At 57.1% G+C, this 24,432-nt stretch carries 16 protein-coding genes; 1 reads left to right on the top strand and 15 read right to left on the bottom strand.

Annotated elements, in window-relative coordinates:
- From B5F33_RS00585 to B5F33_RS00525, 13 genes are all read right to left on the bottom strand, one after another.
- The gene (locus B5F33_RS00585) at positions 1–507 is read right to left on the bottom strand and encodes an ABC transporter permease (RefSeq protein ID WP_239284635.1); all 507 of its coding nucleotides are present in this window, start codon (positions 505–507) and stop codon (positions 1–3) included.
- The gene (locus B5F33_RS00580; protein WP_087409853.1) at positions 449–1,327 is read right to left on the bottom strand and encodes an ABC transporter substrate-binding protein; all 879 of its coding nucleotides are present in this window, start codon (positions 1,325–1,327) and stop codon (positions 449–451) included. The genes B5F33_RS00585 and B5F33_RS00580 overlap by 59 nt, the downstream gene beginning before the upstream one ends.
- A gap of 728 nt (positions 1,328–2,055) precedes the next feature.
- Positions 2,056–3,222 (bottom strand): Fic family protein, encoded by a 1,167-nt coding sequence (locus tag B5F33_RS00575; RefSeq protein ID WP_087409852.1) that lies wholly within the window; start codon positions 3,220–3,222, stop codon positions 2,056–2,058.
- A gap of 500 nt (positions 3,223–3,722) precedes the next feature.
- The gene (gene gatB / locus B5F33_RS00570) at positions 3,723–5,462 is read right to left on the bottom strand and encodes an Asp-tRNA(Asn)/Glu-tRNA(Gln) amidotransferase subunit GatB (RefSeq protein ID WP_087409851.1); all 1,740 of its coding nucleotides are present in this window, start codon (positions 5,460–5,462) and stop codon (positions 3,723–3,725) included.
- Positions 5,459–6,967, bottom strand: coding sequence for an Asp-tRNA(Asn)/Glu-tRNA(Gln) amidotransferase subunit GatA (gene gatA / locus B5F33_RS00565; RefSeq protein WP_087409850.1), 1,509 nt, complete (start codon positions 6,965–6,967; stop codon positions 5,459–5,461). The genes gatB and gatA overlap by 4 nt, the downstream gene beginning before the upstream one ends.
- Positions 6,967–7,278, bottom strand: coding sequence for an Asp-tRNA(Asn)/Glu-tRNA(Gln) amidotransferase subunit GatC (gene gatC / locus B5F33_RS00560; RefSeq protein WP_087409849.1), 312 nt, complete (start codon positions 7,276–7,278; stop codon positions 6,967–6,969). Before gatC ends, gatA begins: the two co-directional genes overlap by 1 nt.
- 618 nt (positions 7,279–7,896) lie before the next feature.
- Positions 7,897–8,442, bottom strand: a complete 546-nt coding sequence (locus B5F33_RS00555; RefSeq protein ID WP_087409848.1) for a PTS glucose transporter subunit IIA — start codon at positions 8,440–8,442, stop codon at positions 7,897–7,899.
- A 126-nt stretch (positions 8,443–8,568) separates the two neighbouring features.
- Complete coding sequence (locus tag B5F33_RS00550; RefSeq protein WP_087409847.1) at positions 8,569–9,957, bottom strand: aminopeptidase P family protein; 1,389 nt, start codon at positions 9,955–9,957, stop codon at positions 8,569–8,571.
- 103 nt (positions 9,958–10,060) lie between these two features.
- Entirely contained in the window at positions 10,061–11,515 is a 1,455-nt protein-coding gene (locus B5F33_RS00545) for a M81 family metallopeptidase (RefSeq protein ID WP_087409846.1), read from the bottom strand.
- A gap of 93 nt (positions 11,516–11,608) precedes the next feature.
- Positions 11,609–13,030 (bottom strand): glycoside hydrolase family 1 protein, encoded by a 1,422-nt coding sequence (locus B5F33_RS00540; RefSeq protein WP_087409845.1) that lies wholly within the window; start codon positions 13,028–13,030, stop codon positions 11,609–11,611.
- A 144-nt stretch (positions 13,031–13,174) separates the two neighbouring features.
- Entirely contained in the window at positions 13,175–14,635 is a 1,461-nt protein-coding gene (locus B5F33_RS00535) for a M81 family metallopeptidase (RefSeq protein WP_087409844.1), read from the bottom strand.
- Between the two features lie 93 nt (positions 14,636–14,728).
- A complete protein-coding gene (locus B5F33_RS00530) occupies positions 14,729–16,117 on the bottom strand; it encodes a PTS transporter subunit EIIC (RefSeq protein WP_087409843.1) in 1,389 nt (462 codons plus the stop codon).
- 371 nt (positions 16,118–16,488) lie between these two features.
- Positions 16,489–17,253, bottom strand: coding sequence for a DeoR/GlpR family DNA-binding transcription regulator (locus B5F33_RS00525; protein ID WP_087409842.1), 765 nt, complete (start codon positions 17,251–17,253; stop codon positions 16,489–16,491).
- A gap of 120 nt (positions 17,254–17,373) precedes the next feature.
- Between B5F33_RS00525 and B5F33_RS00520 the strand changes: the two genes are divergently transcribed.
- Complete coding sequence (locus B5F33_RS00520) at positions 17,374–18,855, top strand: M81 family metallopeptidase (protein ID WP_204214316.1); 1,482 nt, start codon at positions 17,374–17,376, stop codon at positions 18,853–18,855.
- Positions 18,856–19,092: 237 nt separating this feature from the next.
- Here B5F33_RS00520 and B5F33_RS00515 read toward each other — a convergent pair whose 3' ends face one another.
- Positions 19,093–20,340: a Fic family protein gene (locus B5F33_RS00515; protein WP_087409840.1), complete on the bottom strand. Its 1,248-nt coding sequence runs from the start codon at positions 20,338–20,340 to the stop codon at positions 19,093–19,095.
- Positions 20,341–20,715: 375 nt separating this feature from the next.
- A complete protein-coding gene (gene mfd / locus B5F33_RS00510; protein WP_087409839.1) occupies positions 20,716–24,357 on the bottom strand; it encodes a transcription-repair coupling factor in 3,642 nt (1,213 codons plus the stop codon).
- Between the last annotated feature and the right edge of the window lie 75 nt (positions 24,358–24,432).

Below are 24,432 nucleotides of genomic sequence, written 5' to 3'. Positions count from 1 at the left end.
TCACCTCTCTTCCTTGGAATAGGAAATACGCGGATCAAGGTAGGCGTAGATGATATCCACGATGAGATTGATGACGACAAAGATGGCGCCTATGAGCAGCACGGCTCCCTGCACCACCGGGAAGTCCGACCGCATGATGGAGTCGATGACGTAGCTGCCGATGCCTGGCCATGCAAAGACGGTCTCGGTGAGCATGGCGCCCGAAAGCAGGCTGCCCAGTTGCAATCCAATGACCGTCGTCACAGGCAGCATGGCGCAGCGCAGCGCGTGGTGGACACCCACGCGACGCTTGGTCAGGCCCTTGGCGCGGGCGGTGCGCACGTAGTCCTCGTTGAGGGTGTCGATCATGCTCGAGCGCGTCATGCGCGTGATGACCGCCATCGAATACATGGAGAGCGCAAGCGCCGGCAAGATGATGTGTCGAACCGCGTCGATAAAGGCTTCAAAGTCACCCGAGAAAAGCGTGTCGATAAGGTACAGGCCCGTGCCCCCTACCGGCTGCAACATGGGATCGATGCGCCCTGTAGACGGCAACACGTGCAGGATGCCCGCAAACAAAGATGATGTTCGGGGTCTTGGCGGCACGCTCGGAGTTCCAGTACTTGTCGTAGGCCTTGAGCACGACGTTCTGGTTGCGCGACCACGAAACGAACTCGTAGGGGCCCGTTCCCACCGGATGCTCGTTCACGTTGCCGTTGTTGTCCTCGATCGCCTTGGGGCTCACGATAGGCGAGGCGAGTGCCATGGCAAGGTTCTTGAGGAACGGCGTGGACGCGGAGCGCATGGTGATGGTGACCTCGTAGTCGCCCGTGGCCTCGACGGACTCGACGCCGTTGCCGTCGGCTTCGGAGCCGTAAACGAACGACGCGTACGGCATGTCCTCGGTGCAGTTGGGCTCGAGCTGGCGCTCGATGTTGGTCACCACGGCGTCGGCATTGAAGTCGGTACCGTCCTGGAAGGTCACGCCCTCTTCCAGGGTGAATACATAGGTAAGGCCGTCGTCGGAGACGGTGTAGTCGCTCGCCAGGCCCGGAAGCAGGTCGCACGAATCGTCTGCATAGCGCAGGAGCGTCTCGTAGATGTTGCACATGATCTTTGCGGACTCGCCGTCGTCAACATATGCCGGGTCAAGGCCGCGGGGCTCGGCGCCCTGCGAGAACGTGATGGTATCGGTAGAGCCCGTAGCGGTAGCACCAGTGCTCGAACCGGCCTCGCTTGCACGCTGACTTGTGCAGCCCACCATGCCGAAAGCCGTGGCCATGGTTGCCGCGCCCATCGCCTCCACAAACCGGCGGCGCGAAACCGACATCTCTGACAATGCGGACATATCATCCCCCAATTCCGTCGTGATGCTTCGGACCGTGGGACGCATCCGCGAAGATAGGCTAGGTATGTCTGCGCGTCGACTGTATAACGTTCGCCGCACAGGCTGATGCCTCGCGAATGCGTCGCTACGGCCTGTTAGCATCCGAGGAGCGAGGGACTTTTCCATACTTCTCACCTAGGTTAATTAACTTTACCGTCGTAGAGTGCTTACTCGAGAGAAACCCGCTTGCAACGTACCTGACACACTGCGGCCCCTCCCCTAGACGGGGCTGCTTGCCTTCCGCATGCGGAACACGTGCGCCGTTCCCGGATTACGTGCGCCTGGTGAAAGTTGCGTACGCCCGACGGGAATTGCGTGCGCGATTCGTCCAAAACCCCTCACTTTTGAGAGTGATTCTGGCCGAAATCCTCTATCAACTTTGAAAGCGCGCACGTAACTCGAGAACAGGGCACGCACTCGGACATGAGGTACGTAATTCGGATTTGGGACGCGCAATTCGAGGGAAGGAATCGGAAGTAACGGCACACAAAGTGAGAAGGCAACCAGCTTCCGAGTGAACGACCTTGCGCACGCCGAGTCGCTCGACCGCGCACAGAGAAGGGCAATGGAACACAGCCGACGACGCCCATATTGCGCCTATTGAAGACCCCATTACCTTTTAACGACGGAAAAACTGTTTTTTCCGTCGTTAAAATCCGCTTAATCGCTCTAACGACGGGAAGTCGTTATTAGAGAGGATCACTACCAGCCCTCAAGACATCAAGATACGGATTGAACAGATACGTCCGGTAACGCTGACGACCGTCATCCCGCTGCGACAGAATCCCCAGCGAGCAGAACTCCTTTATGAGCGACGCGACCGTGGTGCGGGACAACCCCAGCCTCTGAACGGCAAAACCGACATCCACAATGGGATGCTCCTCGATGAGCTCAAGCATGCGGTAGCCGTTCTGGAGGTTCTTGCCCATATGTTCCCTCAGGGCACGCTCTGCGGATTGATGAACCTCGACCAGCATATCCATCGAATCGATGGCATCCTCCGCACTCACCAGCAGACACTCGCAGAAAAACTCAATCCAACCCTCGTAATCCCCTCGCTCTCGCACTGCCGAGAGCTTTTGGTAGTACTCGCTCCGACGCATCTTCAGCTGATACGAGGGATAGAACACCGCGCTTGAAAGCACCCCGTCGTTGATAAGCGACAGCGTGATTAGCAGACGCCCCAGCCTACCGTTTCCGTCGAGGAATGGATGAATTGTCTCGAACTGATAGTGAATAAGCGCCACTTTGACAATCGGGTCGAGACCCACCCCGTTGTTGATGAACTTATCGAGATCAGCCAGCGCCTCCTGCATGTCGGCCACATTGGGCGGAACATACGGCGCCTCGTTGAGCGTGCATCCTCGCGGGCCGATCCAGTTTTGAGTTACGCGGAGTTCTCCAGGGGTCTTGTCTTCGCCTCGCGTACCGCGCAGCAGCCGGGCATGCGTTTCGCGAAGAAGGCGCGTGCACAGCGGTAGATCGTTCAGCCGCTTCACCGCATAATCGAGCGCATCGACATAGCTCACCACCTCGGAAATATCCTTATGGACCGCCTCTTGGTTGTTTGGATCCAAGATGTCGTCAAAAGTGCACTGAGTGCCCTCAATCTGTGCCGATAGGAGCGCTTCCTTTCGAACGTACATCGCCAGGTACATATCGGCATGAGGCACGAAGCGGGCCATGCCCGATATCTCGCCGAACTTGCGCGAGCAGGCGGACAGTAGAAGCTGACAGTCGTTCGAAAGGGCAAGGGGCATGATGGAGTCGAGTCGTGCCGGCTTAAACGACCTGTACGCCATCTTCCCGCTGAGATTGCCCACGAGCACTCCCTGACGTGTCCCCTGAATCTGCATCCTCTCTCCCCTTTTCAACCAGTGAATTGAACATGGAGTATATCATTCTAACGACGGGAAAACTGTTTTTCCCGTCGTTAGAATCCGCTCAATCGCCCTAACGACAGGAAGTCGTCGTTAGAGAGGGTCGCTGCCGGCCCTCAAAGGTAGCGCCGCCTCAAGGGACGTTACGAAACTTGAACGCGTTGTATCACAGCCCCGCACGGGTCGTTTGCCTTCCGCGTGCGGAACACGTGCCCTGTTTTCGGGTTACGTGCACCTGGCGAAAGTTGCGTACGCCCGACTGGAATTGCGTGCGCGATTCGTCCAAAACCCCTCACTTTTGAGAGTGATTCTGGCCGAAATCCTCTATCAACTTTGAAAGTGCGCGCACAACTCGAACATGGACGCGAGCCCCGAAGGAGGGCGAGCACCCTTTAAGAGATGGGCGCCTCTTAAGACAAAGCGAGCCCGGAGCGCGCGTGCGCCCCGGGTCCTGCTTACTCGACTATACGAATCGCCTATGACAGCGCTTGACGAAGCAGCTCGTTAAAGAGCTTCGGGTTGCCCTTGCCGCGACTCGCCTTCATGCACTGACCCACCAAAAAGCCAAGCACCTTCTGGTTGCCGTCGCGATACTGCTGAGCCTGGTCGGCGCAGGCGGCAAGCACCTCGTCGACGATGGGCTGCAGCGCGCCGGTATCGCTCACCTGACGCATACCGCGCTCGTCGACGATCTTCTCGGGGTCTTCGCCCGTCTCTGCCATGGCAACAAACACCTCGTGGCCCTGGTTGGAGCTGATGGCGTCGCTCGCCAAAAGCTTTGCCAGCGTCGTCACCTGCTCGGGCGTCAGCCCGCTGTCCTCAAGCGTCGCCGCGACAGACTTAAGGTAGGCAGGCAGCTCGTTTACCACCAGGTTTGCTACCGTCTGGGCCTCCTTGCCAGACAGGCCCGCAGCCGCTTTCTCGAAGAAGGCCGCCGTCGCCGGATCGCCGGCAATCTGCTCGGCATCGGCACGCTTGATGCCAAAGTCACGCTCATAGCGGTCGCGCTTGGCGTCGGGAAGCTCGGGAATCTCGGAGCGGCAGTGCTCGATAAACTCGTCCGTAAGGTCAAACGGAGCCAAGTCGGGATCGGGGAAGAAGCGATAATCGTCCGCCGTCTCCTTGGTACGCATGACCACGGTGCGCTTGCGGCTGGGCTCCCAGTGGCGGGTCTCCTGATAGATGATGCCGCCCTCCTCGAGCACCTCTGCCTGACGGCAGATCTCGTAGGCGAGGCCGTCGTGCAGCGCCTTGAAGGAGTTGAGGTTCTTGAGCTCCGTCTTGGTGCCCAGGCGCGTCTCACCGCGGCGGCGCAGGCTTACGTTGCCGTCGCAGCGCATCGAGCCCTTCTCCATGGAGCAGTCGGAGATGCCGAGCGTCACGAAGATGCGGCGCAGCTTCTCCATGAAGAGGCGCGCCTCCTCGGGCGTGCGCAGGTCGGGCTCGGTAACGAGCTCGATAAGCGGGGTGCCGCAGCGGTTGTAGTCGATGAGCGATTCCGCAGCGCCGCCAATACGGCCTTCTTCGCCGCCCACGTGCACCATCTTGGCCGCGTCCTCTTCCATGTGGATGCGCAGGATGCGAATGGGCACCGTGTATGAGCCGTCGTCGTGGCGCTCGGGAACAGCGAGGCCGTGCGTGTCGTAGCCCGAAAGCCCCGCCAGCGCCGACGTCTTGGCGCTCTCCGGGTCGGAGCCGTTTTGAGCCACGTCCTTCCCGGTGCCACCATGAGCCATGTGCTCCGGGAGGTTTCGCGCCATCTCGGTGGATAGACCCACGGCACCGGCGCTCGCACTGGCGAGACTTTCGGCCTCGGCAGCTCCAAAGGCACACTCCGGTCGCTCGGCTGCACCGCGGCCCGTGACCTCAAGGTCAAGCCGCCCATGCATGGCAAATGCCACCGGACCCTGCGTGGTCTGGAAGTTCTTAGCCATGTCGGGATAGAAGTAGTGCTTACGGTAGAACATCGAATGCTTCTGGATCTCGCAGTTGGTAGAAAGACCCGCTTTCACGATGTACTCGATGGCGCGTTTGTTGGGTACCGGCAGCGCGCCAGGAAGACCCAGGCACACAGGGCAGACATTCGTGTTGGGCTCGTCGTCATGGCTGAGCTTGCAGCCGCAGAACATCTTGGTATCGAGCGTGGTGAGCTCGGTGTGGATCTCGAGGCCGATTACAGCCTCCCAATCGCGCAAGACCTCTGTGAGCTCTTTCATGCGAGCTCACCCCCTTTCCCGGAAAATGCAGGGGCGACGCCCATGATCGGCGCGCCGTCGGACGCAAAGGCGCGCTCGAGCGCGGCGCCGAACGTGATGAGGCGCTCGTCTTTAAACGCAGGCGCCACCAGCTGGGCGGCCACCGGCATGCCCGAGTCCGTCCCCAGCCCCACCGGGACCGTCATGCCGCCGTTGCCAGCGATGTTGATCGAGATGGTGTACATGTCGGAAAGGTACATCTGCGTAGGGTCGGAAATGGCGCCATGCTCGAAAGCCACCTGAGGACTTGCCGGCATGATGATCACATCGACCTTCTCGTAGGCGGCGGCGTAATCGGCCGTGATGAGGGTGCGTGCCTTCTGAGCCGCGTAGTAATACTTGTCGTAGATGCCGCTTGAAAGCAGGTAGGCGCCGAGCATCTGGCGGCGCTTCGCCTCGGCTCCAAAGCCATGCGCGCGCGACAGCGAGCTTTGGTCGGCAAGGTTGCGGCAGTTGGGCTCCTGGTATCCGTAACGCACGCCGTCGAAGCGAGCAAGGTTGGAGAACGCCTCGGCAGGGCCGATGACGTAGTAAGCGGCGATGGCCGCATCCAGGTGAGGAAGATCGACCTCGACGAGCTCTGCACCTGCGGCCTCGAGCGCCTTCGCTGCAGACTCGACGGCGCTGCGGACCTCGGGAGACAGGCCCTCAGCCTCCATAAACGAGGGGATGATGCCCACGCGACGACCCTCGATGCTTGCATCCAGATGCTGCGCGAAGACGGGAGCGACCTCCTGCGAAGTCGAATCGCAGCGGTCATGCCCACCTGTGACGAGCGCGTCCATGGCAAGCGCCACGTCCTCGACCGTACGCCCAAACGGGCCGACCTGGTCGAGCGAGCTGCCGAATGCCACCACGCCGTAGCGCGACACGGCGCCATAGGTCGGCTTCATGCCCACCACGCCGCAGAGTGCCGCCGGCTGACGGATAGAGCCACCGGTGTCGGAACCCAGTGCAAGCGGCACCTCGCCCGCTGCGACTGCAGCAGCCGAGCCGCCCGACGAACCGCCGGGAACGCACGATGTGTTCCACGGGTTGTTCGTGGGATGGAATGCCGAGGTGTCGGTCGATGAACCGAACGCGAACTCGTCCATGTTGGTCTTGCCCACCGGAACGCATCCGGCGTCAAGCATGCGCTGCACGCAGGTTGCGGTGTAGGGAGACTCATAGGACTCGAGCATGCGGGATGCGCAGGTGGTGCGCGTTCCCACAAGGTTCATGTTGTCCTTCACGGCAACCGGCACGCCGGCGAGCGGCGGCAGGGCCTCCCCGGCGGCGCGCGCAGCGTCTACGCGGTCGGCAGCCGCCAACGCGAGCTCGGGCGTCACCTGCAGGAACGCCTGGACCTCGCCCTCGCGAGCCTCGACGGCGTCGAGCGCCGCCTGGGCAACCTCGAGGGCAGAGAGCTCGCCGCTTGCGACGGCGCTCGCGATCTGGCGGGCGGAAAGCGTATCGATGTTGGCCATTACGCCTCATCCCCCTCTCCCAAGATCGACGGGACGCGGAAATAGCGATCGCGCGAGCTTCCCGCGTTGTCCAGGGCGGCGTCGATGGACAGACCGCGCTCGGAATCGCACACGTCCTCGCGCATCACGTTCGACAGCCCGCCAATGGGATGAAACGTTGGGTCCACGTCGGGAAGGTTATACGCAAGGATGGGCTCAAGCATGTCCACGGCGTCGTTCATATACGACGTCATCTGGGCGAGCTCATCCCCTTCCAGGGCTATGCGCGCATAGTCGGCAATACCGCGCACATCTGTTTCGGTGAGTGCCATGGGCGCTCCTTTCGCCCGCAGCGCATGGGCGCGGCGGACCTGCATGCTACAAGGCAGGGGCTCGTACCGTCACTCCCCCTGCCGTCTGATCAGAATGTCCACCATTATACGCAGCGCGCCCTCCCCGCCGAGGCAGGGAGGGCGTCGCAACAAGCATGTTATGTTCCCCGCGGGATTCTGAACGTCAACCGGCGGGGTGAACGTAGGTCGGCTGGGTGAATATCGGTCGGCTGAGCGAAGGTGGGTCGGCTGGGTGGATATCGGTCGGCTGAGCAAACGTAGGTCGGTTAGGAACGCAGCGGCAGACTATATGGACGTTCATCGACTATGCCCGTGTCAATCGGCCGAGCGAGCACCGATCAGTTACGTGCGCCGAATTGTAGTTACGTACGTTGAATCGCAGTTGCGTACGGCAAATGAAAGTTGATAGAGGGATTCGTCCATTTTTGACCCTTTGAAGGCCTGAAAATGGCCCCAAAGCTCTATCAACTTCAAAACGGCGCACGCAACTTCCGTCCGGTGCTCGTAACTGCCAGCTGGCGCACGTAACTTCCGTTCGACGCACGTAACTGCCGGGAAGCGATCGCAGCTACAGCTGTCGACCAGCGCGCAGGACGTCTACCGAACGACCTTGACCACGGCGTCACCGGCGGCCACGGAAGGCTCCAGGTCCACCGTGACGATAACGTCCGAGAACTCTGCGGTATTGGAGACGAGAAGCATCACGCAGTCCTCGTAACCAGCGTCGGCGATGACCTTGCGGTCGAAGGAGAAGAGCGGCTGGCCTGCAACTACGTGATCACCCTGCGAGACATGGGCCGTAAAACCCTCGCCCTGCAGCCCCACCGTGTCCACGCCAACGTGCACCAGCACCTCGATGCCGTCGTCCGTCTTGAGTCCCATGGCGTGGCCCATGGCGACCGTCACTTCGCCCGCCGCAGGAGCATACACCACATGTCCGTCCGGCCAGATTGCACACCCCTTGCCCAACATGCCCTGGGCAAACACGGGGTCAGGAACGGTTTCGAGCGCAACGAGTCGTCCCGACACCGGAGCGCACAACACGTCCTGCGCCGTCTGAGTACTCACCGGCTCAGGCGCGGAGCTTGCCTGTGGGGCGCCCGAGGTCTTCGCCTTACCCATCAATTTGTCGAACAGCCCCATGGCTACATCCTTTCGATATGGCGGTCACACCGCCCGTTCATCCATCGTCGATGCCTAGACGCCACCCGTCCGGCACGTCACGCTGGTGTCGGGCGGGCGGCGTCAAAATACATCGTACCGTAGTTTTTAGCTCAGAACGAATGCCCTCTCGTGATCGAGCATGAAGGGGCGCAGATATCCAACCGTCGAGCAAAGGGGCAGCACGTCGGCCGAAAGCGTGAGACCCAGAACGCTCTCCAGATACTGGCGACGGCTCTGGATGCGCTCCCATAGGGCGGGGTATTGCTCGCGAATGCTATCTTGCAGCCCCGCGTCCGCCAGCGCGACGGTGCTCTCGGCACTCACGCCACCAAGCCCCGGAACCGAAGGGATGATATCGATCTGGAACAGCATGCCGCTTCGCAGCGTCTCGGTGGACCCTTCGTAGACCGGGGATGAGAGCCATTCCTCCTCGGCCGTCAGGTGCCCCGGGCAAAGCGTCCAGCCGAACTCCGAGCGTGGCAATACCCGGTCGACCTCGGCAAACAGCTCGCCGCCCGTCATGCCGATGCAAATGGTCTTAAGCCAATGCGCGTAGGCGGCGAAATACGGCTTTGCTACTCGCTCGAGCCACGAGCCCTGGTCCGCCGGCAGCTGATCGTTGTCCGCAACGGCAAAGCCGGAACGGCTGGACAGCCCGCCGGCATAGCCAACCGTCAGCGAAATGGGGTCGCCGACCTTGACCTCGTTTTGGGTTGGGAACATGTTTGCCTTCACGAAGCGAGGACCGCTCGCAGCGATGGTCACGACACTCGTATGCTGGCCAAACCGCGCGAGCTTATCGCCCAGCTGCATCTCGGTCACACCGGGCTCAAGGGCATCCAGAGCATCCAGCATGCAGTCGGACGCAAGCGACGCGCCGAACTCGTAATGCGCAATCTCGTTGGCATTGTTTGTTGTGCGCGCTCCACCCTCGCCGATAAAGATATCGGATGCGGGAATCAGCCGACCCTCTGGACCGACCGCGTCGCGCAGGGCCCGCATGATGAATTCCGGCACGTCAAACGCCTCGTCGGTGTCTACGGCGGGAGACGTGAAGTGCTTCCATCCCACAACGCCCATGCGGCATCCTGGAGCTATGCCCGCCTCACGCAGCAGATCGCTCAGAGGCCTCTGCACGGAATCCGGCTGGTTGGGCAAGGACAGCATCGGCGCGTGCGTCGCCGAGGCAGAAACACGTGCCTTCGACGCCTTGTTGAGGTTCTCATTTCCCAGCACAAGGTTCATGGTCCCGTCGGCACGAATGATCAGCAGTGACTCTTCGAACCGCGAGAAAAAGCCGGTAAGGTAGGCGAAATTGCCAGAATGCTCAACGTCGCAATACACAACCAGCTGATCAAGGGAGCGCTCGCGCATGCCGGCGAGAACCTTTTCCACACGCTCGTTCATCGTTTCGTCGGTGAGCATCACCGGCTGCAACGTGCAATCACGCGCGGGCTCTTCGACCTTTTTGAGCTCGACGTTATACGTTCCCATAAGGTTTCCTTTCTGTGCAGCACTCGCCGACGCAGTACGCCGGGTTGTTATCACTCGTACGCCCGCATCTCTCCCGGTATCGCGGAGCAGGCACTGACGTAACTCAGATATCGTCTATTGGGTACATGGGACGCAATATGCGTTTGAACGGTATGATTTTCGTATCCTGGGGCGTGGTGCCCAAGGTAAGCGACATTACAGAAAACGCTGCAGCCTCCTTGAGCTCTGGGAACAAATATCCCTGCTTCACTACCACGACATCATAGTCTCCCCAGTTGAGTCCAACAGCCTCGAACTGATGACGCTCGCACATTGCCTGACGCGTACTGGCTACAGACACATCAATCGGCATCCCGTCAACAGATACCACCACCGCATCACCGTAGTGGGCATCATGAGGGTGATGCAGATATCCCCGCAAAGGTCCGCGCGACCTAACGTGAACATCAAGTTCGACCGGCTGAGACATGTCATCAAACCCCACACCAAGCGAGATGTGTGCCGAATCCCCTTCGTCAAGCCCACTCAAAACGTCATAGCAGACTGGATCGCATATATTGGCAAAAAGCAAACGCCTATTTAGGCCTACATTGCTTTCTGCACGCTCGATTGCTTGACGGAGGATATATGTATTCCATCCTGTAGCGCCTGAAGTCACATTGTCGCCAGAATCGGTAATAAACACTGGTTGGCCACCGAATGCCAGCGCCATTTCGAACGCTCTATCCGGCATTGCGGCCACTCCAGTGTAATGAAACTCGTGTCGACGATCCCACACATATGCCGCAAGCTCATCTGCCTTCTGCTCGGCATATCCCTGGTCCGCTTCGTTCTGGGGAACCACTACAATGCCACAACCCGCAACATCTGAATCATGGCGAATATAACCCACATGCCATGAGCAACTGCGGATTCGGGGATCTTTCTCCATCTTGTCCATGTAGGAATTAATAGAACGAACAGGCTCATCAGTCGAAACACTCTGCTCGCCCCCCAGAATGAGAGGAAGCTTTCGGTAGACCGAATGGATATTCTGACGATTGAGCAAGAAATCACAGAGCCAGCCTGCCACCTTCTGTAAGGTAGCAATGCTATCTGTGTGGGGACTCTCACGATAACTTCTGATGAGCGTGGTCTGACGAACGTAGCTCTCGCACAAATTTCCATGTGGGTCACACACCACAAAAATAGGCAAGTACTCTCCAACCACCTCACGAATAGCGTTGAGGATGTGATGGTCGCCAGAACCAACACCGTCCACCTCGCTCGCGCCATGCAGCATAAGCAGCATGCCATCAATCTCGTGGATGTGGGTGCGCACCGCATTTACGAATTCATGCTCTATATATTCAAAAGCCGCCCGCTCGATCACGCCAGAAGCGCCCGCATCGGCAAGGATAGAGGGGACAATTTCAACGTCCCTTTGCTCAAACACCTCACGAATATGCATTCCGTCAATACAATCGTCTCCAAACAGCATCTTGAAAGAGCCGACATTATTCTTAAGAGGAATGTTCGCGTTCGATTCGGTGATGAACTGACCGACCAGCACCTTCATCGCATCGCACCTCCATCCACCAGCCATCTCCTGAGAAGCCCGCCGACCAACAAGCAAAGATTAGCCGGCGGGCGCTTTGCTTGATTCGTTTATTTACTGCGATTCGCGATCATGACGGTAATCTTCAATGAGCTGCTTATACCAGTAATAACTTTTCTTGGGAGTTCGCGGACGCGCCGGGTCATCAAAGTCAACATAAACCAGGCCGTATCGCTTTTCATATCCATTGACCCAACTATACAAATCCATGGGCGACCAAGCGTAATATCCCTTCACATTACAACCGTCATCCATCGCCTTAATCATGTTATCTATGTAGCCCTGCATCATATCAATGCGGTCATCATCTTCTACACGACCATCAGGACCAGGCGTCTCATAGCAGCCATGTCCGTTTTCGGTGATATAGACCGGGATGTCGCCGTAACGACCCCTTATCTCCATCAGAGCGTTATACATACACTTGGGATAAATTTCACGGCCCCAAAGATTTCTCTTGGTATTCGGATCGTCTGTCGTTTCAAACCAATCCTTAATTCGAATGCCTTCCTTTTTCTTGGACCAGGCACCTCGATTGTTGTGAAAGACTTCTGTCTCGCCTTCCGAGTAATCGGTGAGGTACATACGGTTGTAAACATTTAGACCAAGGAAATCGATTTTGCCGCGCTGGAAGGTGAGCATATCCTCAAACTTGATATACGAGGTGTCGATATCGTTTTCACGCAGGAAAGGAACGAGTGCTCCAGGAAGCTCGCCTCGAATGGAGGTATCCAGAACGAGCTGATCATAAAACAGATCCGCCTTAAGCTTGATAAGCTCTGGCTCTCGCGTCTCCGGAGAAGTCTCTACGTTACATGAATCAATTACAATACCAATCTGACCCGTAAGGCCCATAGAATGGTACAGTGCAACGGCCTTTGCGCTTGCCACGGCCTCGTGATAGCACACCTTAAAATAGCGATCAAAATCAAGGCTGTGATTGGGCGGGTAATTTCCGACCATATTTGAACAGTAAGCGTAGTAGCGTGGCTCGTTGATAGTTGCCCAAAGCTTCACGCGATCGCCAAACGCCTCAAAACACACCCTTGCGTACGCCACAAAATCATCGATGGTCTCACGGTTCGCAAAACCACCTTTTTCGGCAATGGCATTGGGAAGATCGTAGTGGAACAACGTTACATTCGGCTCTAGACCCTTCTCCAGGCAATAGTCGATAACGCTGTTATAAAAATCGATCCCTTTCTCGTTCACCTTTCCGGTTCCCTCCGGCAAGATGCGCGACCAGGAGATGGAGAAACGAAATGTGTTCTGGGAACCTGAAGCCATCATATCGATATCCTCTCGAAAATGATGGTAGAAGTCGCACGAAACGTCCCCCGTTGCCCCGTTAATATTCAGCGGATTCCCATGAGAGAACACATCCCACTCACCCAGGCCTTTACCATCTTCGTTCCATGCTCCCTCGCACTGATACGAAGCAGTAGCGCCTCCCCAGAGAAATGCGTCTGCAGACATAGCGGTTCCTTTCTTCTAAAGCTTTCGCAAACCGTTGCGACACAAGGCGTCGATAGGGGCAACTCAGCGAGCAACGGGGAGCCAAGTTGCCCCCAGCGACGCCTCCCAAATGAATTGGGAGGCACGCAGCGGACTATCATTCAATTACATGTCATCTATGGGAAACATTGGACGCATGATGCGCTTAAGCGGAAGCTTCGCGGTGTTTTGATACGTAGCCCCTTCAGTAAGCGACATTACACTGAGAGCCCCACTACGCTCGGCCAGCTCCTTTAATTCAGGGAAAATGTACCCCTGTTTGACAACCACGAGGTCATAATCTGAACACTCAACCCCTAGCGAGGCAAATTGATGAAGTTCAACCATGGTGTGCCCATAGGGAAGCACGATTATGTCAATAGAGGGACCGTCGGCACCTTCAACGGATACGACCTCGCCCTCTCCGTAATCGCCCATATAGCCCATGAAACCCTCGAGCCTTCCACGCGATCTAATTTGGATGTCAAGCTCTACAGGTGCCGAAAGCTCGTCATATCCTGCACCGAGCGAAATGTGCATTCGATCGCCAATATTTGCAAAAGCAATCTGGGCAGCTGTTTTTGCATCGGTGATACCGCCGAACAGAACTTTCTTTCCAACAGCTTCCTTGCTCGCAAGCACCTGCCGGAGCACTAGCGTATTCGCTCCCATAGCGCCGGAAGTCACATTGTCACCGGAATCGGTCAGGAACGCTGTCCCTGTCAAACATGAGCAGGCAGTGGAAAGAGCTTCACCGGGTTCTTGGGTAAGCCCAGTGTAATGAAACACGTGCCGACGATCCCATACATATGCCGCAAGCTCGTCGGCCTTTTCTTCAGCGTATCCCTGGTCTGCCTCGGTTGCTGGCACCACTACGACCCCACAGCCAGCAACGTCAGTATCGTGACGAATATAGCCAACATGCCAAGAAGCAGAAAGTACACGTGGGTCCTGCTCCATCTCGTCCATGTAAGCATTGATCGAACGCACTGGCTCATCAGCTGAAACACTCTGCTCGCCGCCCAAGATAAGCGGAAGCTTACGGTAGGCTGGACGAATATTTTGACGGTGATTCAACAGGTCAACAAGAATGCTGCAGCACCGTTTAACTGTATCTGCAAGATCGGTGTGCGGGCTCTCACGATAGCTGCGAATTACCGTGGCGTCATATACATAGCTTTTGCAAAGATTGCCATGGGGGTCGCACGCAACCACAATGGGAAGATACGGCCCCACGATATCCCTAATTGCATGCAGAATATGATGGTCACCGGACCCTATCCCCTCAACCTCACTTGCTCCATGGAGGTGAAGAAACATGCCATCAATTTCCTGAATATGCTCTCGAACATCTGCAAGAATTCTCCCTTCGATGTAATCGAAAGCACAGCGCTCAACCACCCCACCGGAAAAACCGTTTGCATACACCGATTGAATGACACCGACGCCGGCATCTTCAAACACTGACCCCATATTCATTTGCGAAGTTGCATCAGCACCGAATCGCAAATCATAGGAATCAAGCGTCGTCATCTGTGGAATGTGTTCGTTTGACTCAGTAACAAATTGTGCAACCAACACGTTCATGACCATCATCCTGTCCGAAGATGCCGTGTATCGTATAAATAGATGGCTTAGATAAAACTCTAGGTAACTCAATAAAAAAAGATTCCGAAGAAGCTACTTAGCGACCTCAGCACCGCCGAATTTCTTGATGATGACCGTTGTTGCCAGGAAAGCCACCACCATGGCGATTACTCCCGCGATAATCGCCAGAATCACGTTGTTCATCGATCCGTCTGGCGGCAGGAAATACAGGAAGGACAGGAAACCAGGGCAGCCACCGACCACATAATTCTTCAGAACAAAAATGCCACCGACAACGCCACCGGCAAGTGCGCCGATAGCCGTACCGACAAGAACGCGAGGACGCATAATCAGCGATCCGTAGAATGCAGGTTCGGTAACTCCGCAGAGCGCCGTGACTCCAAAGGAAGCAATCATGCCACGCATACCCTTATCTTTCTGGGCCAATGCCACAGCAAGAGCGGTACCGCCAATTGCAATGTTCGAAATGAAACCCATAGGCATAGCGAACAGATCATAACCAAGCACGTTGATGCTCTCGGCCATAAGCGGAGTAAGAGCTTTGTCGAGGCCGAGCATGACCATGTATGGATACAGAGCAGAACAAATTGGAAGAGCGATAATACCAGCAGTATTGAAAAGCCACATAATGGCCGCGCCAACCGCACCAGAAAACTCAGTACCCAGCGGACCAAGAACAATCAGGGTAATCGGAACGACAATAATCATCGTGAGGAGCGGCTTCAAGAAGAAGATGAACATCTCGGGAATGATCTTCTTCAAAATCTTGTCGACCCAATACATAAAAATTACGCCGAGCACGACAGGCATAACGCTTGAAGTGTATGTCACCGTGGGAATTGAAATGCCCAAGAAATCCAAGCCCTCAACGCCACTAATCGACGCATTGACAAGCACGGCGCCCAAGAAGCCGCCCATAATGGGCTCCATCTTAAGCTGGTTGGCGAGCGTCCAGCCAATCCAGACCGGCAACATTGAGAAGCCTGCATCGAAAATCGCAAGACAGACTTTCGCAGTTCCCGAATCAACTCCAAGGCCAAAATAGTTAACCAGAAGATTCTTGATGGCAAGAATCAAGCCGCCAGTGATAAGCGCCGGAATGATGGGCATAAAAACGGCCGCACATGCATTACCGAACTTGTTGAGGTAGTACATGAAGTTCTTATCTTCAGGTTCGTCCTCGACAACGCGCACGCCACCCTCACCTGGCTGCCAACCGGACACCTCAAGGAAGTCGTTCATGGCATCGTTGACTTTAGGACCGATGATGATTTGAACCTGGCCCGACTTATCAACTACTCCCAATACGTCATCGATTTTCTTAAGACCTTCAACGTCAACCTTGGACTTCTGGGCGTAATGAATACGCAGGCGTGTAGTGCACCGCTCCACAAGCGTGATGTTCTCTACGCCGCCAACCTTTTCCAATACTTGCTTGGACATCTCGGTATATTTGCCCATGATTCCTCCTGTCACATCTAGATGCGTTGCAGCTTGCTTGCGATTTCGGAACTGCCACTCCCCCTTCTCGTAGCCCTTCGCTGGATTGACGCGTTCCAAGCTTGTCCAGCTTTTCTGACAGGTCCCGTTGCCCGATGCCCGCATATCGCAAGCACCCCACATCTGTGACCAATAACCCGTTGATGATTAACAGGTTATAACAGACATTTACTATTATCTTGTTATATTTTGTTAATTCAACTCTATGGCTAATGAAGTCGGCGAACGGTTGCCAACTGGATATTACCTGCGCTTTTATTGCACTTGAAAAACTCGGTGAACGGTTTCTAGGTTGTTCTCAGGGTGTTACTCGTCACATCCATCAACGTTTCTTAAACACGGACAATGGCATGACCAGCTTGGACATATTCGTCATACACATGGTCGTCGAGCGCAGAGTCTGTAATGAAGACATCGATTTTATCGAGTGGAACCACCCTATAGAAATAAGACGTCCCGAACTTACAGCTATCTGCAAGACAAATCACTTTCTTGGACTGCTCAATCAAGACGCGCTTTGTATGTCCATCTATAACATCAACCAGGGATATGCCCCCATCAAGATCAATCCCTTCGGTACTGAGGAAGAGGACGTCGATCTTGAATTTGCGAATGAATTCGTCAGTCAGCGGGCCAAAGAAACCCATGGACATCTCGCGAAACTCACCAGGACACATGATGAGTCTTGAGCTGTCGTGAATTCTTGTAAGTGCATTAGCGGCGAGTAGCGAGTCTGTCACGATATTGATGTTCTTAAACCTACTGAGATGCGGAGCCAACTCCTTTACGGTCGTACCAGCATCAAGGAACACCGACTCTCCCTCTTTAACGTATTCACTTGCTTTTTTTGCTATCCGCCGTTTTTCTTCAAGATTGATTTGATGCTTGAAGGTCATATTGAATTCTTGTAGCGTCCCATCGCTCAAGACGGCCTCACCTTGCGATATCGAAACCGTGCCGTTCTCTGCTAGAAGTTTGAGGTCTCGGCGGATCGTCATGCTGGATACATTGAGCTCTTCAGCCAGCTTAACGATATCAGCCCGACCTTTATCGCGCAGCTCGCGCATAATCGCTTGACGACGCTCAACAATTTTCATCGCAATACTCCGAGATGTACAGAATTCCGTTGCTCAAGTGTAGTGTACCCGTCAAACAAGACAGAAGGCTATCAAAATACCTTTGAGAGATAACACAAATTTGTTAATTGTTGTTATATCATGTCAAACATGCTGGAAATCATGCGAGAAAGGCGGCAAATGAAAATTCTCGTAGGAAAGTTCACCCTAGAAGCGAACGAGCACGTACCCATGATGTGTGATATCGAAGACGTGGCAATGTCATATGGAGCAGATTCTCTCACGCACATGCAACTGGGAGATGTTTTCGATCGTGACGACATCGAGGTCGTCCCCACGATTTGCGCCGACGCCGCCTGCTCTGGGGTCATGCGTCGACGCTGCTTTGACCATATCGAGGGGACCATCCTAAATGGCATCCGTACGAACCTCGCCGACCTTGATGGTATCTACCTGCACCTTCACGGCGCGAGCTACGTTGAGTGCATCGGCTCGGGAGAGATGCACCTGCTTGCCGCCATTCGCCAGATGGTAGGACCCTATCTCCCCATAGCTGTCGCCTGTGACCCGCACGGCAACCTTACCGAGGAATACGTGCACAACTGCACTTTCATCCGCAGCTATCGTGAAGCTCCGCATACCGACATCGCCGAAACCGTCCAACGCACCTGCCGCGAGCTCATTCGCTTTATCGAACAGCCCTGCCGCGTGACACCTGTCTATCGCAAGCTTCCCCTTATATTGGGAGGAGAGCAAAGCGTTTCAACGGACGAACCGGTACGCTCCATCAACGATTTCATGAACCATTTGGAAGAGGACCCGCGCATCCTCTCGGCATCATGGCATGTAGGATATCTGCGTCACGACTGTGCCGAAGCGGGTTGCGGTGTCGTAGTAATCCCCAGCGACCCGCGTTACGCCGAGACGGCGGAACATGCAGCGGATGAGCTCGCGTCCTTTGTATGGGAGCGCCGTCACGAGTTCCACTACACCGGCACCACCGCAGAACCCGACGAAGCCCTTGCCATGGCACTTGCCTGCAAAGGGAGGCCCGCGTTTATCACCGATTCGGGGGACAACGTAACATCGGGAGCCATGGGTGCAAACACCTTTGTGCTGCAGCAGGTACTTGAAATTCAGAACCTCGATCAAAAGGTCCTATTCGCCGCAATTCATGATGACAACACCTGCCATAAGCTCGGTGAGTTCGCGGTTGGAACAACTTGCAAAATATCTCTGGGCATGGCGCTCGATGAGCTATCTAGCCCTATTGAACTTGACGTGGAAATCGTGGCACACGGTCGTCAAGAAGGCACGCACATGTACGGAGAGCATGGCGATTATGGTCCACTTGCCACGGTAAAAATAGTTGACCGACCCGTGTGGATCGTGATTACCGACAACAATCATTCCTTTGTTGAAGAGCACCAACTAGATGCCTGCGGCGTTCCTTGGCGCGACTTTGAGGTGATTGTGGTGAAGCAGGGCTATATCCATCCCGAGCTTAAAGCAGCAGGCGCGCTTTCAGTCATGTCGCTTACCGACGGCGCCACTCCGCAAAACACCAAGCTCATTAAGTTCAAACGCATCATGCGCCCCATGTACCCCATCGACGAAATCTAACACCTCCCCTTTCCCGAAGGGCGCGGACCTCCTGACAGCCATCCGCGCCCTTATTCTCGTCAGCCCAATCGCCGTACCGAATTTGATCCTGTCCTCCAATAGCGGCCTGTCAAGCGCGCGAAAGCATTAATGGGCCTACGCCCTCAGCATATGTGCCGCAGTACCCTCATTCCGGCATCGAGCGCGCAATCGTAACCATTCCTATCGTGGTCATGCTTGCCGCGGGATAGATCCCTGCTACCTTGACGTAAGTCCCAACAGCCCCCTGCTTTGTTCCGTTAAACGAAACACAGGCGGACGCTTGGACACCCTAACAAGCAACCCTTCGGAGACAAGTTCGTCAAATGCGCGACGAACGGTCGGGACGCTCACGCCAAGCCAAGTAACAACTTCAGACATCCTCGTCTCTTGAAAAGCGTCGAACACCTCCATTTGCGCTGCGTAATACAGCACGTCCAGCGCTCGCTGAGAAACCCTCCCCTCGCATGCTTTGAGCCTATCCTCGATCAGCTGCAGCAACGTGCGTTTTTCCTCCAAATTGGCAATAAGGTCTTCCTGGGCCTCGGCAACAAGCCCCAGCATTGTCAATACAAAATGAGTTCCTTCGGCGCGGTTGAGCGGCCTTTCCGTCGTATCGAAAGCGCGATAATATGCAGCCTTATTTTCTGCAATAGTCCGTGAAAGCGAGAGAACGGTAGGCTGTGACAACGGCTCACTCAGCTGCAGCGACAACAGATAGCGGCCGGTCCTCCCGTTCCCATCGTAGAACGGATGAATGTACCCAAAGAGAAAGTGGCAGAGAATCGCACGGTAGGTTTCAGGCATATCGTCGCGCTCAGACAACTCCAGCCACTGTGTAAGCATGTCCTCGATTTTCTGCTCGGGGGCAACACCCGTATGGAGCACTCTACCATCTGCACGCTCAACTACCACCTGACCCGTACGAAACAAAGAGTCGCCTAGCCGATCCCTCGAATCGAGAGCATCGCTCACAACCGCATCGTAGATATTTCGAATATCCTGCAGTGTTTGCGGCGGCTTGGGATTCTCGGTCAATCCCAAATAGAGCTTTGCAAACTCTATAAACGGCGCGTGCTCTTTGGTCGCAACGTTTTTTAACACAGAAGAGTCTCTTTGCGCCTGGTCGAGCGCCAGCTCTATTTCACGACGTGTACTGTGGACCCCTTCGATTTCGTTGCTGTATACAACTTCGTCCATAATGAGCGATCGAATGAATGGGCAGAGCGCCACAGTTGGCAGACCACGCCAAAGTGCTGAGACACGACGCTCTCGGCGAAGTACCTGCTCGTTAACGACCGACAACTCACGAGGCACCGCAAGGAAAAGCTCTCCCGTGTCGAGCAAAATGCCCGTCCTGAACGTCGACTCACTGGTAAATCGCTGTCGAAACAGTTCGTCATGATGCTCAAAGCGCTCGGATGAACGATCAGCATGTAGCGTTTTCTCAAGAGTGCGGTACGCCATTGGCCTTCTCCTAATCGCGAGCCTCTTGTTGCTCGTTTTTCAGATACCGCACATTGTATCCTCCCTAAAAGAAAGAATTCGCCATTTTTTTCTTTTAGGTTTGAATTTGACATGTCTAAAAGAAAAAAATCGCTGATTCTTTCTTTTAGCATCGGCAATATGCAGACATCGGAACAAAATCGCCGAAATCTTTCTTTAGAGCACGGCGGCGCCTTGCGAACGAGAGCATTCGCAAGGCGCCGCCCGCCCCATATCGACACGCCACAGCAAACAGACACGCGCAGACACGTGCCCCTAGCAGCTGCGACCGACACCGCCCTAGACGCCCATGAGGCGCCAAGGGGACGGCGCCGGCCGCGGCGCTACTCCTCGTTGCTAGTCATCGTCGCCCGAAGCTCCAAGCTGCTCGAGCACCATAAGCGCCGCCGCAACCGGGCCGCGCTCGTCGTTGGCGTTCAGCCCGCGTCCTACACCGGAGCCTCCACCGGCACCGGCCTTGTAGGGAATCGAGAGCTTCCGCGTCTTGGGAAAATGCACCGCTCCCAAACGGTCACGCAGGTCGAACGCAACCTTCTTAGGCACGTCGACCCCCTGGAAGACCAGCCGTCCGCCGGTAAGCGCCACGCTCTCCAGTCCCAGGCGCCCGCCGCGGATGCGAATGCGCGCGCGATCGAACAGGTTTTGCGCAGCCAACGGCAACGCGCCTGCGGTCTGCTCCAGCTCTTCCTGCGCCTCATCCACCTGCGCCAGGTCCTCGGCCGCGGCAAGCTTTCGATACACGAGCACGCGCTTGTCCACCGCCGGCAGATACTCCTCGTCCAAATAGAAGTCGGCCGGCAGGTTGATGGTCACACCGGACTCCTCGACGTCGGCCCCGGCATCGCCACGCGCTTCGGCCACGGCCTGCCCCAGCATCTGCGTGAACAGGTCGAAGCCCACACTCGACAGGTTGCCATGCTGCTCGGCACCCACAAGCGAGCCGGCACCGCGAATCTCGAGGTCACGCATGGCGATACGCATGCCGCTGCCCAGGTCCTGAAACTCCGAGAGCGCCGTCAGACGTTCGGTCGCCTCCGGCGTGAGAGGAATCTCGCCGGGGAACATGAAGTAGGCGTAGGCCTGTGTCGCCGAACGACCCACGCGCCCCTTGAGCTGGTAGAGCTGCGCGAGGCCCAAACGCTGCGAGTCCTCGATGATGAGCGTGTTGGTATGCGGGTTGTCGATGCCGCTCTCGATGATGGTGGTCGCCACCAACACGTCCACCTTGCCCGTCGCAAACTGCACCATGACGTCTTCGACTTCGCGCGGGCTCATCTTGCCGTGCGCCACGGCCACACGTGCCTCGGGAACGGCCTCGTGCACGCGGTCCACCGCATCGTCGATGGTCTTCACGCGGTTGGAAACGTAGTAGACCTGCCCGCCGCGCCCAAGCTCCAACCGAATGGCGGCGCTCACCACGTCGGGATCGTACTCGCCCACATGTACCGCCACAGGACGGCGTCCCGTGGGAGGCGTGGTGATGAGGCTCATATCGCGCACGCCCGATATGGCCATCTGCATGGTACGCGGAATAGGCGTCGCCGAGAGCGTGAGCACATCGATCTGCTCGCGCAGATTCTTGAGCTGCTCTTTGTGCTGCACGCCAAAGCGCTGCTCCTCGTCGATAATCACCAGACCGAGATTCGCCGGGTTCACGTCGCTCGACAGCAGGCGATGCGTGCCCACCAGCACGTCGAGCTTGCCCTCCGCAAACGCCGCAAGGGCGCGCTTCTGCTGCGCGGGCGTACGAAAACGCGACAGCACCTCGACCTCTACGCCAAAGGGGGCAAAGCGCTCGAAGAAGGTTTCGTAATGCTGCTGCGCCAGAATGGTCGTGGGACAAAGCACCATGACCTGGCGGCCGGAGTCGACGCACTTGAATGCGGCGCGCAGGGCGACTTCGGTCTTGCCGAAGCCAACGTCTCCGCACAGCAGGCGATCCATGGGCTTGGGAGCCTCCATATCGGCTTTGATGTCGTTGATGGCCTCAAGCTGGTCACGCGTAGGCTCGTAGGGGAAGCTCTCCTCCATCTCAATCTGCTCGGGTGTGTCGGGCGGGCAGGCGAATCCGGTGATGGAGCTGCGCCGCGTGTAGAGGTCAACCAGGTCGAACGCAAGCTTCTTGGCGCTCTTGCGCGCCTTCTTGGTCGCACGCGACCAGTCGGCCGTGTTCAGACGAGTGAGGCGCGGGTTCTCGCCGTCCGGACCCACGTAGCGCGTGATGCGATCGACCTGCTCGAGGGGCACGTAGAGCTTGTCGCCGTCGGCGTACTCCAGCAGGAAGTAGTCGCGCTCCTTGCCGCCGACCTCCTGACGCACGATATCCGTGAAGTGCGCGATGCCGTGCGTCGCGTGCACCACGTAGTCGCCCGGCTTAAAGGGGAAGGTGACTTCCGTCACGTCCACGCGCCGGCGTGCGTGGTGACCGCGTCGCGCGTCCATGCGCGCGTTGAGGTCCGCGATCGAAAAGACCGCTAGATGCGCCTCGGGCACCACGACGCCCGAGGCGATCGGCGCATCGACAAACGTCACGCGTCCGCGCGTAAGCGTCGGCACCGCGATATGGCTTCGCTGAGACACAGAGGTGTCCTGCGTGCGCCCGACGTTGCCGTCTGCTCCAGAGGACGGCGACGCATCGACAATAGGACGGGCGTTCAGCCTGTCGACGTCGCGCTTGAGCAGGGTTACCTGGACGTCCGCATCGCCTACGACGCCCGCGTTTTCCGGCGCCTGCGTAAGGGACTCCTCGAAGGGAATGGACTCGTCGGTAAACGAGAGCTCAAGCGACTCGCGCGCGCCGCGGTCGGGAGCCGCAAACACGCAGGCAAAACGGTTCGCCGTGACCTCCTTCACGCGCGAGATGAAGCGCGTGTCCGAGCCGGCGATAGCTGGCTGCTCGATCTTAAGCTCAGCCGTGACCGCGCCGCCCGCGCGAATGAGCGACACGAAGTTTAGCCGCTGCTGATGGCCAAAATCCAGCTGCTGCGGGCGCACGAACAATCCGTCCAGACGCGCGACCTTCGCCTCGCCCGCCCGGCGTTCCAAGTCCTCGTAGGCTCGGGTGCAGTCGTCGAACAGCGACCGCGGCTCGGAGAGCACCACCGAGGCGTCGTTGCTCACGTGCGCGAGCGGGCTCACCGTGCTTTCGTAGAGCAACGGTAGATATCGGTCGAGCTCGGGGGTGGCGATTCGGGCGTCTACGAGCTCGAGTAGCGCCGCGAGCTCGGTATCGTTCTGTGCCGGCTGATAAAGCGCCGCCTTGATACGCCGAACGGCATCATCGGTGAGAGCAAGCTCACGACAAGGGAAGATCTCTATGCCGTCTTCGTCACCGATGGTCTGCCCCGTAGACACCACCATGCGACGGATGCGGTCGATCTCGTCGCCGAAGAACTCGATGCGCACGGGAGCCGTCGACTGTGCGGGAAAGACGTCGACCGAATCGCCGTGCACCCGGAAAAGGCCCGGCGTATCCACGGCGCCGGCGTTGGTGTATCCCATGCCTACAAGACGACGCGGAATATCCTCAAAGGGGACCTCCTCGCCCACGGCAAGGCGGAGCTGCTTCCAATAGTGGCTCTCACGCGGGGGGACACAGCGCAGAAGGGCGCGCGCCGAGGCCACCATGATGCACGGCTCACCCTGGGCAATGCGGCCAAGCGCGGCACAGCGCGCGGCAACTACGGCATCGTTCGGCTGCGTGTCGCGCCAAGGGTGGTCGGTGCGCTCGGGGTAGCGCGCAACATGCTCGAGGCCGACGTATGCTGCAAGCGCCCGTGCCGCGCGGTCTGCAGCGTCTTCGCCCGAGACGATATAGACCGTCGGCCGTGGATGGCGAGCAAACTGCGCCGCCAAAATGAGCGTGCGCCCGGACTGCGACACAGCAAGTGTGGCATCCTTGCCATCATCGAGTGCGCCTTCGATGACGCGTAGCCCCTCGGCGGTATAGAGCTGTGCAGCGATACGGTGGATGAGCATAAGGCGACGCCTTCCCACGACAAATACCCGCCCGAAACGAGTCCGGGCGGGTAACGATGTTCGATGGCTGTATCG

The sequence above is a fragment of the Collinsella sp. An2 genome (genome assembly GCF_002160065.1).
Lineage (GTDB): Bacteria > Actinomycetota > Coriobacteriia > Coriobacteriales > Coriobacteriaceae > Limicola.
The sequence above is the reverse complement of the archived record's forward strand: the minus strand, read 5'-3'. Positions and strand labels throughout refer to the sequence as shown.